Genomic DNA, 13,402 nt, shown 5'->3' on the forward strand with positions numbered 1-13,402 from the left:
ATCCTCTTGTCAAGACAGAAACGCGGGACCTAGTGCTGACTAATGATATAGTCTTCGTTGAGGGCTGAGCTACCAAGTTACTCCAAGCGACGTCGGTACTGGAAATATACGGTCTTTTATAAGAGGGCTTTAAGGATTGAGGAGCTTGCTGAAATAGGGAAATGAGTGTTGCTTCCTTCATAGGCACTTTAAAGAGGTAACCACATGAGCCCTATTCAGTTCCAAAAACAAATGAGACTGAAGGAAGCACGCCATTTGTTATTATCTAAGTCAATATTTCATCTTATGACCTATACCTTATCCCATAAATTATTTCTCCTTAATTAATAGTGTTTTGTATGTGTTAGGAAGGAATATTTATAAAAATAAATAAAGACCTACGTTTAATACGAAGGTCTTGTTTTAAAAATAGAATTTAAATTAAATTACTCATTTAGTGAGGGGAAATAAACCATCGTATAGGTTTTTGAGATATAATCTTTAGTCATCAAGAGAATCCCCTCCTTTTTTTCCTTAAATTTCCCAAGGGGAATTTTGTTGTAAAAACTATCCTGCTCTGTTCAATAACAACAACATTAAAAGCGTTAATCTTCTGGAAAACTCCTAATGGCTTATAAACATAATAAAAAAATTTTTTAAGGAAGAAACATTGAATTTACAAAGTATTAAGAAAGCGCTAGAGACCCAATAATAAAAGCCTTCTGAGCATAATAAATACCTATAATTTAAATAAAGTTATACCTGGCACATTGCAAATTTGTAGATCCGTAATAAACGCGACACTAAATCTTGCACGAGTAACTGCAACGTAAAATTTCGCCAACGTAACTTCATCTAATTTTAACTGTCCAGTTTTTAGATATTGTTCCATTTTACTGGTTGGTTTAATTAATACTCGATCAAAAGTTAGCCCCTTTGATTCTCCGAAGTTAATTGCTCCAGGTATTTCCGTCCTCGCATCATATCTTAATACTTGGGGATTGTACCTTTCCCTGTATTGATGTACGCTTTCTTTATTAATAAGGAATATCCCATCATGGTCAGTAACACGCCTATTATTGGAGCTGGTCTTGGGTAGATGAGGAAAAAGGTTATCTGAAAAATCACATATTGCTTGATTGCACCGATGGCTATGATATATACCATCTATAGCACAAATGCCTTTTTGCTCTAAATGCTTAAAATAATCAATGATGTTAATCCCTCTATATTTTTGGTGACGATTTGTATTACTTGTGGAATAGGTAGCCTGACGGATATCTCCTACTAATATCATCCTAATTTTAGATTGAAAAAACACGTGAAAAATATCTAAATCATATCCAGACATATCCTGCACTTCATCTATGAAGATGGAATCGTAAATTTCCTCTAATCTTTGTATCACTGCTCCTTCGCTTTCATAAAGGCATAATAAAGCAAAATCAGCAATTCTGTCTTTATCAATTTGGTTTCCCTTTAAATAATATCTTCTAATATTAGTTTTTTTTGCGTATGGAGCAGGTCTATCTCGAAAGAAAACAGACTCTATCCTCTCATAAGGGTAAACTACCTTTTGATATGGTCTTATCCAGTCCGAGAGTAAAAAGGAATACCAAGTCTTAACGTCCACATTTGCCGGTATGTATCCTAACAGTTGTTGAAATTTATTTAATATTTCCTGTCTGTTCTTATTGGTAAAAGTGACTATAAGTGTTTTATTAGGATTTTCTTTTATTGTCTCTTCTACTAAATAAGTTGTTTTTCCGGATCCGGCTGCTGCAATTATTACTTTATTTTTAGATTGCATCGTTGATATACCCCGGCATTTTAATTGATTCCTCTGCTTCAAATATTTTTAAGGCACATTTCGTTTTATTTTTTATCATATAATTTAGTAACCTATTATCATTATAATCCTCGTGACCGAGGATTTTCTTAATTACGCTGGTATCCTCGGAATTAGCTTTTATGAGTTGAGGTTCTAGAGTTGGAAATTCTTCATCGGGGTCATAACATATGTGAACGTATTCGTTTTCAATATATCCTTCATATTTCTGTTTAATATTTACCTCAACATTCTCATCGTTGTCTGTTATTACATAAATATCTTTCTTCAATCCTATCGATAGGTCAAGGAATCTTTTAAAGGAAAGTGCATCCACACAAAAAATGTCAACTCCATCTTCAATTGGTATCTTTCCATATTTATCCCTATACGCCCGTTGAACAATTAACTCATCAGAGGGCCCCTCAACCAGAATCACTTTTTTACATAATATAACTCTCAGTGTGTCATATCCTGGCAATTTCATAAAGAAATTCTTAGTCTCTATGTCCAAATCATCAAAAGTCATTACTGTCTTATCGGCATTTAATAATTTCAGTTTGCTTATATCAAGTTTGTTTAACACAAAGCTACTATGAGTTGTTAAAATTACTTGTTTACCTGCATTTCGTTCTTTAATGGTTGATATAAGTTTATTCATATTAGCGAACGAAAGGTGGTTTTCAGGTTCCTCTATCATTACAATGGAAGGTATCTCAAGCTCACCTTCCATTGCCATCTTCATCTTAATTGAACTTTGTTCGCCTTTACCGATAAAATCAAAAGGTACATCATCCAAGTAAGAAGTCAAAATGGCATCCCAGTTGGTCTTTTGTGATATATCAACCGATATACTTAAATTTTTTTCTGTTATATCGCCCTTCTTCTCATTCAACTTTTTATTAATTTCAACAATAGATGAAATGGAGGCAAACGACTCCTTTAACTGCCTGTAATTTAAAGAAAGCTCAGTTTTCTCACGAAGTTTAAGAGTATCTTGAATGATTTTTGAAACATATCTATCAGTTCCATTTTGCAGTCTAATAGTGGATGTATCAATCAAGGTTGAATTTAAAGGAACACTTCTATATGTTATAGAATTATTAGAAAAGGCCATCCATTTAATGGTATAAAATTCAATTGGTATTGTAGTTACCTTTGCTTCGTCGGCAATATATGCCTTGTACTCTTTCTCATAAGATGGGTCGAATTCAATAGATAAGTAAATTCCTGGACAATTCTCACTATGTGTATTATTAGTCCCTTTTAAAGTACTATGTTGATTTTCCGGGTCATTGAAGTAGGCCTCAATTAAGATAGAGGGCAAAGGGGTTGGCTTGTGGTTTGCAATTCCTGCTAGATAATCAATTACCGCACCTCTATTGAATATATAAGGTGTCAATTCGTTTAAGATATGTCTTCCATTAAGTTGGCTTGTGAGTACGAGATTAATTGCTTCAAGTAATGTTGATTTACCTGCTTCATTATCCCCGACAATAATATTAATATCCTGGTGAAGACTCAAAGAGAAGTCCCTGTAGGATTTAAAATTTTTGATAACAATTTTACTTAGCATTTTTATTTTCTCTCCTACTTATTAATCTGCCCCGTAAGCTAAAGAAAAAAATCTGTTTTAAGAAGCATGCTCTTTATTGGTTGATCTTAATTTTTTTATTTATTTGAAAATCCATGTAAACCATAGGCTCCAATCAAAAATTCCTACTGTAAGAAATTAAAGACATGAGTGAATCCTCCTCTTCCCCTATTACTTCACATACCACTTGGATGCATAACACACATCCTTATTAAACTATTCTGTGTCGATGACATTAGATCAGTCAACATAATTTTAGCATAATATTCCAAACAATGACTTTCTTATCTAAAAGGAGGACAAATGCAAAAAAGATCACTTTTAATAACCATGTTCTAATACCTATTCTTCATTGCAACCGTAGCAGGAAAGATTGAAGAAATGTTAAACTTCTAATAAAAAAAAAGGAAGGAGTGATAAATATCAACATATTGTTTTGGAATATAAAAAATAATATAAAGACAGTTCCTGCGATATCCTATTTGTGTAAAGAACGTAAAATAAACATCTTAATATTAAGTGAAGCCAATAGAATTGACTCAGAAATCATTGTAAATAGTCTTAAGAAGATTGACTTTAATTTTACTGTCGAATTGCCTATGCCATCTAATAGAACATTATTATTTCATAACATTGGAAAACGAATAAATAAATATCATGACGGAACTTTCTATTCATTATTTAAGTTAAAATTTAGAAATTCACTTTTACTTTTGGCTTCTTTACATCTACCTAGTATGCTACATAATTCTGAGAATGAAATTGGTGCCCAAGCTGCACAAATCAAGAGAGAAATTGAAATATATGAAGAAGATTTAAAAACAGACAAAACTATGGTTGTAGGTGATTTCAATTTAAATCCATTTTCTGAACTAATGGTATCTGCATATGGCTTTAATGCAATTATGGATAAGGACATAGCACTAAAAATTCATCGAACCATCTATAACACGAAATATAAATATTTTTATAACCCTATGTGGACATTGCATGGAAATATAAACAATGAAGTATTAGGCACATATTTTTATCATAATAAACCAACAAGTTATATATGGAATATGTTTGATCAAGTTCTTATACGCCCAAGTCTAATGGAACACTTTAATTTTAATGATTTAGAAATTATAAGTAGAATTGGAGAAAAGTCACTCCTTAGAGATAATGGCAGACCTAATTCTGCTTTATATTCCGATCACTTACCATTAAAATTTTCAATTTTTTAGGAGGATTATACTATGAGGGATTTATGGGGGTTTAGTAAGTTAAATAAAAGTGATTTAAAGTCAATGCCACAAGGTATTTTAAAAGAACAAGGAGACCTCTTTGAAAAGAAAACTGATGGTAAGTTATTATTAAAAACCTCAACAAGAAGTTTAACAATAAAAGCTGATGAAAGATATGGCCTAGCAACCAACTTTGAGATTGTAGCACCCTACCTAGACGGCTATTCCTATACATTATTTACTATGTATTCTATGCCAGAAACAGATTATCCAGTTGCCATTACTTTAAATTCAACAAAAGTAGATGATGTGTTTATTGATTTTGACTTTGAATGTAATAATGAAGCTGAATTTTTGAATGTCTTAGGAACTATACTTGGTTCCGAAGACACAACTAAAGTAGTTAAAAATTTATACTCAAAAAGTTTTATAAATGATGATAGCGATATATTTAACTGAGTTGAGTTGTTACTTGAAGCATTAGGTAGAAAAAACTTACAATTTCTGTTGAAAATTGTGAGTTTTTTTGTTAATAATTAGTAAATGTTGTCGCATTGGTGGTGAGATTTTTGTCAAATAGTAGGTATACATGGACGGAAGATAAAATTGCAAGATTTTATAAAGAAGGTCGAGGATCTGGTGAGCTTAGTAATTACCTTCCTTGGCTGACAATTCAAGATGTACCTAGTAAAGGCAGATCGCATCGCCCAAAGGGTTGGAAAACTAAAAGAAAGCATCAATTACTTTCTGATCTAGAACTTTCCTACTTTTATTATTTGGAATGGAGCAATAAAGTTGTAGATATAAGAGAGCAATTCCCACTTAATCGAGAGGAGACTCTTAAGATTGCCGCAGAAAAAAATATCCCTCACCCTTTTGAGAGCAGCACTCAAACCCCTATAGTTATGACCACTGATTTTTTGGTAACTAGTCGAGTAGAAAATAAAATATGCTATTTAGCCCGGTCAATAAAACCTAGCGAAGAACTTGAAGACCCAAGAGTAATGGAAAAACTTGAAATTGAAAGGCAGTATTGGGAGGATAAGGGAGTAGAATGGATTGTTATAGACGAAAAAATATTGTCTAAACAGTTTTTTAAAAATCTTAAATACATTCATGAATATTATGATCTCGTAAATCATGAAGAAGAGGAAATGAGTTTACAATTTCTTGAATATCTAAATTCCCAAATTCATAAGCATACGGAAAAGAAATTAATAAGTTGTTGTAATGAATTCGACTCACTTTACAACTTAGATGATGGTTCCAGTATTTATTTTATTCGGCATCTATATGCACGAAAGTATCTCTTAAGCAACGATATGGAAAAAGCTATTCAACCTCACAAGATTTCATTAAATGAAATATCTATACAAGGAGGTATCGATAGAAGTTATGGAAGTTCTATCAGTTAATGAGCTTATTGTAGATCTTGATGCAGAAAAAACATATCGGATTTTATGGATTGATTCTGGCTATGTTATCGCATATATTATTGACATCAATTTAGAAAAAGCAGTCCCATTTATCATTAAAATTAAGGATGTACAAGAAAAAATAAAAAATGGTGAATATATAGTCCAGATTGATAAGGGATTCTTCTTTAATAGAACCCCAACAAAAAAAGACATTAATCACAGGGATAGAACCTGGCTTTATATTAAGGAACTAGTAAATGCAAAGCCTTCAATTTTTGATGCAAAAAAGAGAAAAATCCTTATTATGGAGGCTATGACCAAACATAACATTGGTTCACACCACACTTTTTATAAAAATTTGAGGAAATATTGGCAAAGAGGTATGGTTAAAGATTGCCTTTTTCCTGATTACTCATTAACAGAAGTGGCAATTAATTATAAGAAAAAAACCGGGAGACCCAAAAAGAACGGAAAAAAAGGTATTGTAATTACTGAAGAGATCAAAAATCAATTTGAAAAATCAGTAAAAAAATATTATTTAAGTCAGAAAAAGCCTTCTTTAAGGTACGCATTTAAAAGAATGTTGGCTGATTATTATATTAAATTAAGATACTTTGATGAGGATGGTAATGAAAAACTTGTACTAAAGCCCGAAGAAGAGAGACCAACCTTTCGACAATTTGAATATTGGTTTAAAAAGGAATTTGATAGCGATGAAGTTACTATTGGGCGAATAGGTAAAAATAAATTTGAACAAAATTTTAGAGCAATTACAGGTTCCTCTACAGCAGAAACGGAAGGTCCCGGTGATCTTTATCAAATAGATGCTACCCCTAGTAATATATATTTAGTAAACCGGTTTAATCCAAACTGGATTGTTGGTAGACCAACAACCTATTTTGTTGTTGATGTTTCTACTCACCTAATCACGGGACTCTATGTGGGATTAGAAAATGCATCTTGGAAAGCCATGATGAATGGACTGGTCAACTCTTGCTCGGATAAGGTGGAATACTGCAAACAGTTCGGAATCAGTATAACTCCTGAAATGTGGCCATCAAAACATTTACCAAGTAATATAATTGGTGATAGAGGTGAGTTAGCTAGCCACGGTGTTGATCATTTAATTGAAGGTTTAGGTCCACATATTAGTAATACCCCGCCTTATCGGCCAGACTGGAAAGGTATTGTTGAAAAGCTATTCGATACTTCACAGGAAAAAATAAAGCCGTTTTTACCAGGTTATGTCCACGAAGACCACGGTGAAAGAGGAGCCAATGATTACCGATTAGAAGCAAGCCTTACTATCGAAGATTATACGAAGGTTTTAATTCGATTTATCCTGTTTTATAACAATAATTTTTATATGGATGATTATGTTAGAAGCGAAGAACAAATTAAGGATAATGTTCAACCTATCCCGATAAAACTATGGGAATGGGGAGTTAAAAATGCTGCTGGTAAATTACATAAACATGGTATTGATAAAGTAAAATTCTATTTATTACCTAGAGATACTGCCACTGTGACTGAAAAAGGAATCAGATATAAAAAAATGCTTTATACAACTCAAAAAGCCATACAAGATGGGTGGTTTTCAAGGGCAAGACAAAAAGGAACTTGGAAAGTGGCATTTTCTTACGATCCAAGGAACATGGATACAATTTACTTACACACTCAAGATGAAAACCTGTTTGTTACTTGTACTCTTCTCGAACATCATAGTGGATATAACAACAAAACTATAGAAGAAATTGAGCAACTTATAGAGTTTGAGAAAGATGACTATAGAGAATTTGAACATACACAATTAGAAAATGAACTTAACTTTTATTCTAGCATTGAAAGCATCGTAAAAGATGCTAATAAGATTAAAAAGGAGAAATTGGATAAATCATTAACTAAATCTGCAAGGACAAAAAATATTAAAGAATACAGAAGAAAAGAACAATTAGAACGTCGGGATGAAGAGGCCATTAAACTGGATATCAATGAAGAATTTAATGTTATTCCGGATTCCGAAACCGAGATCCAAAATGAAAATAGCACGCTAAAAGTTCCAATAAAACAATTATTTGCTAACAGAGGGCGGAAAAAGTAATGGATAAGCTAATTCAATTGGACAATGGAGAATATGCCTTTATTGCTCATTATAAACCGCAAGAAGTTGCTGATTATCAGGGAAATCCTTTGATAGAGGCACTTCCTCCTATTCTGTCAATAGAAGATGCATTCGAACAACTTAGTTTTCTTCCTGAATATAATGAAAAAGAGACAAACTTATCTGCACACCATCGATATCATTCACTTCTTCGCTTAACTAGATTTTATCAGCCTCTTGAAAAAACACTTGAATTAGAAGCTAGGTTTTCAAGATTAATCAGAGGTGGCTACATTTATCGAAATCCCAAAGATAAATCACATGCCGAAACACTTATTGAACTACATAAAAGACTAGAAAATAATGAACCACTAGGCCTTTCGCCTAATATAAGTAAAACAGCCTCTAGTTTATCGATTATAGGTTTTTCTGGAATGGGAAAGACATCTTCCGTAGAACGAGTCTTGTCACTCTATCCAAAAGCAATTGTTCATCAGTATCCCTTAAATATAGTTCAAATACCTTGGCTTAAACTAAACTGTCCGAATGATGGGTCTCCTAAGACGCTATGCTTGGATTTTTTTACGAAAATAGATGATGTATTAGGAACCACCTACTTTAAGCAGTTTGGTAAAAAAGGTGACTCATTGAGTTTCCTGATAATTCGTGTAGGCCAATTAGCAAGAGCACATTGTTTGGGAGTATTAATTATTGATGAAATTCAACATCTTTTAACTGCTAAGGATGAAGTCTCAAATAGTATGATGAATTTTTTAGTCACTTTAGTAAATGAAATTGGCATTCCAATTATGCTTATAGGGACTACAAAAGCTAAAGAATTACTTCAAATCAATTTTAGACAAGCTAGAAGAGCTGGTGGGCATGGAGAGTTAATTTGGGAACAAATGAAGAATGACGATAATTGGGAAGTATTAATAACTAGTATGTGGCAATATCAATGGACTAAAGAAAAAGTTAAACTAACAGATACATGGAGAAATGTAATTTATGAAGAAAGTCAAGGTATTGTTGATATTGCTGTAAAACTATTTTTATTAGCACAATCATATGCAATAGAGTCTGGACAAGAAAAAATTTCTCCTAACATGATAATTAAAGTAAAAAAGAAATATTTGAGAATGGTACAAGACATGCTTGAGGCGCTAAAAAGAGGTATTCCGGAAGAGATAGCTAAGTATGATGATATAACCCCATTTGATATAGAAGATTTTATTCAAAATAAAAAGCCTGTAATTAATATGAGAGATAGAATACTTCAGCAGAAAGAAAAGTTAGCAGGAACTAGACAACAGAAAGAATTGTCTATACTCGAGAAAGTGATTTTAACTCTTATAAATCTAGATGTTAATGAAAAATTAGCAGAAAGTACTGCAAAGAGGGTTATCAATGAAAATAAAAACATAGGAAAGCAAGAAGCAGTTCAAAAAGCATTAACAATTATTAATCAAATAAACGATTCAAAAAAGGCAAAAGAAATAAATTCAAATAGTAAAAGGAAGATGAATATTATCTTTAAAATAGTTGATAATGGTAGAAAAGAAAGGAAGGCTGCGCATGATTCCCTATTAGAAAAAGGGTTAATCATTGCACCTTTTTCTGACAATAAGCTATTTTAAGGATGGTTTTCATGTTGGGATGGTTTCCGAAAATTTATGATGGCGAATTATTATATAGTATTCTTGCACGTTATTATAAGCAAAGTCCTCATATGAGCGTTAGAGAGACTTTATCGGAACTGTTTGGTGATACTAGAACCTTATTATCTACTGATTTTCCTTCAAACCTTGAATTTTTAGAAAAACAACTTAGGTTATTTGGTATTAGTTACTTAGAGATACTTTATAAGTACACCCCTTTTCATTACTTTACTAGCTTTATTGAACAATCTCAAAAAGAAAAAATCATCAGGGAAATAAAGACATCCTATAGAAAGAATGTACATATGCTAATCGGTTCGGTTGCAAGTACAGTAAAGGAATTAAAATACTTTAGATTTTGTCCTACTTGCCTAGAAGAAGATTTTAGAAACAATGGTGAATCTTATTGGAGGATATCTCACCAGCTTCCTAGTGTTTTAATTTGCCCAATACATAAGACTCATTTGTTTTATAGTGCGTTATTATTCAGAAGTAAAAATATGGAGTTAATAACTCCCTCTTCATACAACTGTGTTTCCTCCCCTCGTAATAGATGTATTAGAGAAAACTTAACTCTAAGAAAAATTGAACTTCTATATAGTATAGCATTAGAAAGTACAAACCTTCTTTCCAATAACATTAGTATTAGTTCCGCGGATATTTCAAATTTTTACAAAATATTACTCGAAGCCAAAGGTTATACTTCACTAAGTGGAAGAGTTAAACAATATGAATTATATACTGATTTTATGTCATTCTATGGAAAAGAAATTCTTGAGATTCTACAATCAGTCCCCTCTTCCGAAGAAGGTTCCTGCTGGTTAAGAGCTATTACGCGAAAACAAAGAAAATCTTTTCATCCAATCAGACATATACTTTTATTAAAATTTTTAGGTGAAAAAGTTTGTAGAATAGAGGCTATGGATTATTCGAGTCCATTTGGTAAGGGTCCATTCCCTTGTCTTAACCCTGCAGCTGATCACTATAAACAATTAGTAGTCACAGATTTATTGGTAAAGAGGTGTTCGGATACAGGTAAGCCAATCGGTGTCTTTACATGTTCATGTGAATTTCAATATACCCGACTGGGACCTGACCGTACAAATGAAGATAAATTTACCTATAGGTTTGTTAGAGACTATGGTAGGTTGTGGAAAATAAGGGTAATAGAGTATATTGAAGAGAAAAAGTACAGTTATAGGAAAACAGCGCAACTTTTAAAAGTTGATGTTGGAACTGTTGTAAAATATTATAAACAACAAACACAAGGTGTTATTAAAAGGCATTCCACACTAACAAATAACATGTTACTTGAGTATCGGAATACCTGGATTACAACAAAACACGCGAATCCAACATATACAAAAACAGAACTCCGAAAACTAATTCCTAATGTCTATACATGGTTATATAGAAATGATAGAGAATGGTTAGACAAGAATTCTCCATCCATTAAGAAAACACATGTTAATAAAAGGGTGGATTGGGATAAAAGAGATGAGGAAATTTTGAACCTCCTTAAGGATTTTATGGACAATTTAGATGATTCTTCCAAACCAATTCGAGTTACAAAAAGGTATTTGGCGGTTTCAATTAATAAACTTAGTTTGATTGAAAATCAAATCAATAAACTACCACTTACCAAATTATTTATTGAGTCGATTGTTGAATCTTCTTTAGAATACAAAGTTAGACTTGAAACATGGAAGAAACAATTTAATTTTTAGTGGTGATTTTATGTTTACTTATTTTCCGGTTATATATAAGGATGAACTATGGCATAGTATTTTAGCGCGGTTTCACGCAAGGAGCTTAAATCTGAAGGAGAGTAAGACGCTTGAAGAAATAGGTATATCAGGGCGCACTAAACTAAATCCTTTTTTACCTAAAAATATGAGAAGTTTCATTAAAAAGCTAAAATATTTTGGTATTTCAAATGAAGAAAAATTTTTAAGGTCTCACACATTATTTGGTTATTACATTAATTTTTTATCTCATCATGATAGAGGTTGGCTATATAGTTATATGATTGATGGAAAAAGCTATTTAGGAACGAGACAAAGTCAACAATATATACTATCGAATTTGTATTACCTGAAATATTGTCCCAAGTGTTTAGAGTTAGACCTTAAGGAGCTAAGTGATACTTATCTGAGAGTGTCTCACCAGTATCCCACTGTTGTAATTTGTCCAACTCACAAATGTAGTTTAGAGAATAGTCATATATCAAAAGATGCTCCAAGTTTAAAGCTTCACTTATCTATTACAAATATAAGAAAATTATCGACGAAAACTCTTTTTCATGCTGATAATTTTGCTCAGCAAAGCTTGTACCTGAGCAATAATGATTTAAAACTCGATGAAAAAACCCGATCCATAACTTTTTATCTCCTATTTATAGAAAAAGGCTTTGTAACAGAATCAGGAAAAGTGGATGTTAGGAAATTAGAAAAGGATATAATAAGTTTTTTTGGAATTGAATTTTTAGGTTTGATAAATTTTAACTTTGAAATTTTTGAAATAATACATAATTCACCACTAAACTTCCACTATGATTTAACCTCAGTAGAAATTTTTGTATTTATTAACTTTTTATCAAGATCTTTATGTGACTTCATAAATAATAAGTTTAGACTTCCTACAGGGGAACTGGCCCCTTTCGAATGTCTAAATCCTTTTTGCATGCATTATAAAAAGCATGTTATTAATAATATTCAATTGTTTAAACAGGATACCTATAAAGAGGTTGTATTCGAGTTTACGTGCGATAAATGTAACGTTAGATACGAGAAATTATTCCGAACAAAGGGTTGGCAATTTGTTAGGACTAGAAAGTTTTATAATGAAGAATGGGAGTCTTATATTTTCAAATGCATCTACGAGAAATCTTATGACATTAGTAGAATTTCAAACAAAGTCAATATAAATTCTGTAAAAGTTGAAGAGATATTATTGAAGAGAAATAAATATGTAACTATAGATGAGTCAATTACTAATAATAAGAGAAATGAATGGATTAGGTTGGTTGAAAGAAATAAGGAGAAGTCCATTATTGAGTTAAAACTAATGGATTTACCCTTATATGCATATTTAAAAAGTAATGATAGTGCTTGGTTCAAATCCCAATTAAATAATCTTTCCCAAAAAGTAAATAATAGCAATACGGATTTACTAAGAAAAAGAGACAAGCAAGTACTTATTTACATGAAAGAAATTGTTAAGGAAGGTATAATCCGACGGAAAAAAAATGTATATTACTGGTTGTCTAATGCAGTAAGTAACTTAGGGTTGCATGAAGAGTTACCATATTTAGAAAATACCAATAAATATATTGATAAACATCGAGTATTCTTAGAAGAAGTATATAGGAAAGAACGAAGTATGGTAAGTTATCATTAATTAGGGCACATTGAGTTGTAGGCAAAATAAACAGTAATGAAAAAACTAAGGCACGGTTGAGTTGATTGTATCTTGCATTTTACTAACGTAAGAATCAGTATTTGAAGATAATTTAGGGTATGATTGAGTTTGTTCTTCACACCTGTTGTGATTTTAAATAAATTTTTTCAAACATTAGATGTCACAAATTTAGATGTAA

Annotated in this window: 9 protein-coding genes and 1 pseudogene; 8 read left to right on the top strand and 2 right to left on the bottom strand. The window is 31.8% G+C overall.

Going from position 1 to position 13,402, the window contains the following annotated elements; genetic code table 11:
* Nucleotides 1-117: 117 nt before the first annotated feature.
* Nucleotides 118-273 (top strand): annotated as a pseudogene (locus tag CRO56_RS23640) (AraC family transcriptional regulator); the annotation flags it as partial.
* 445 nt (nt 274-718) lie between these two features.
* On the opposite strand, the gene CRO56_RS17275 reads toward CRO56_RS23640, so the two are convergent.
* Entirely contained in the window at nt 719-1,789 is a 1,071-nt protein-coding gene (locus tag CRO56_RS17275) for a UvrD-helicase domain-containing protein (RefSeq protein WP_097159877.1), read from the bottom strand.
* Nucleotides 1,779-3,383: an ATP-dependent nuclease gene (locus tag CRO56_RS17280; RefSeq protein ID WP_097159878.1), complete on the bottom strand. Its 1,605-nt coding sequence runs from the start codon at nt 3,381-3,383 to the stop codon at nt 1,779-1,781. Before CRO56_RS17280 ends, CRO56_RS17275 begins: the two co-directional genes overlap by 11 nt.
* Before the next feature lie 431 nt (nt 3,384-3,814).
* Here CRO56_RS17280 and CRO56_RS17285 point away from each other — a divergent pair, with 431 nt between their 5' ends.
* The 7 genes from CRO56_RS17285 (at nt 3,815) to CRO56_RS17315 (ending at nt 13,203) form a co-directional block, all read left to right on the top strand.
* The gene (locus CRO56_RS17285) at nt 3,815-4,627 is read left to right on the top strand and encodes a hypothetical protein (RefSeq protein ID WP_142305220.1); all 813 of its coding nucleotides are present in this window, start codon (nt 3,815-3,817) and stop codon (nt 4,625-4,627) included.
* Nucleotides 4,628-4,639: 12 nt separating this feature from the next.
* Nucleotides 4,640-5,086, top strand: a complete 447-nt coding sequence (locus CRO56_RS17290) for a hypothetical protein (protein WP_097159880.1) — start codon at nt 4,640-4,642, stop codon at nt 5,084-5,086.
* Between the two features lie 110 nt (nt 5,087-5,196).
* Nucleotides 5,197-6,042: a TnsA endonuclease N-terminal domain-containing protein gene (locus tag CRO56_RS17295; protein ID WP_097159881.1), complete on the top strand. Its 846-nt coding sequence runs from the start codon at nt 5,197-5,199 to the stop codon at nt 6,040-6,042.
* Nucleotides 6,023-8,146 (top strand): Mu transposase C-terminal domain-containing protein, encoded by a 2,124-nt coding sequence (locus CRO56_RS17300; protein ID WP_179714329.1) that lies wholly within the window; start codon nt 6,023-6,025, stop codon nt 8,144-8,146. Before CRO56_RS17295 ends, CRO56_RS17300 begins: the two co-directional genes overlap by 20 nt.
* Nucleotides 8,146-9,783, top strand: coding sequence for an ATP-binding protein (locus tag CRO56_RS17305; RefSeq protein WP_097159883.1), 1,638 nt, complete (start codon nt 8,146-8,148; stop codon nt 9,781-9,783). The genes CRO56_RS17300 and CRO56_RS17305 overlap by 1 nt, the downstream gene beginning before the upstream one ends.
* Before the next feature lie 11 nt (nt 9,784-9,794).
* Nucleotides 9,795-11,531 carry a TnsD family Tn7-like transposition protein gene (locus tag CRO56_RS17310; RefSeq protein ID WP_179714330.1) on the top strand — a complete coding sequence of 579 codons (1,737 nt, stop codon included), beginning with the start codon at nt 9,795-9,797 and terminating at the stop codon, nt 11,529-11,531.
* A gap of 10 nt (nt 11,532-11,541) precedes the next feature.
* Complete coding sequence (locus CRO56_RS17315; RefSeq protein ID WP_097159885.1) at nt 11,542-13,203, top strand: TnsD family Tn7-like transposition protein; 1,662 nt, start codon at nt 11,542-11,544, stop codon at nt 13,201-13,203.
* Nucleotides 13,204-13,402: the final 199 nt, after the last annotated feature.

This window comes from Bacillus oleivorans, from assembly GCF_900207585.1.
Lineage (GTDB): Bacteria > Bacillota > Bacilli > Bacillales > JC228 > Bacillus_BF > Bacillus_BF oleivorans.

Excerpts from the sequence above, each read along its gene's own strand:
- CRO56_RS17300 (WP_179714329.1), top strand. The coding sequence starts at position 6,023 with ATGGAAGTTCTATCAGTTAATGAGCTTATTGTAGATCTTGATGCAGAA.
- CRO56_RS17310 (WP_179714330.1), top strand. The coding sequence starts at position 9,795 with ATGTTGGGATGGTTTCCGAAAATTTATGATGGCGAATTATTATATAGT.
- CRO56_RS17305 (WP_097159883.1), top strand. The coding sequence starts at position 8,146 with ATGGATAAGCTAATTCAATTGGACAATGGAGAATATGCCTTTATTGCT.
- CRO56_RS17280 (WP_097159878.1), bottom strand. The coding sequence starts at position 3,383 with ATGCTAAGTAAAATTGTTATCAAAAATTTTAAATCCTACAGGGACTTC.
- CRO56_RS17290 (WP_097159880.1), top strand. The coding sequence starts at position 4,640 with ATGAGGGATTTATGGGGGTTTAGTAAGTTAAATAAAAGTGATTTAAAG.
- CRO56_RS17275 (WP_097159877.1), bottom strand. The coding sequence starts at position 1,789 with ATGCAATCTAAAAATAAAGTAATAATTGCAGCAGCCGGATCCGGAAAA.
- CRO56_RS17315 (WP_097159885.1), top strand. The coding sequence starts at position 11,542 with ATGTTTACTTATTTTCCGGTTATATATAAGGATGAACTATGGCATAGT.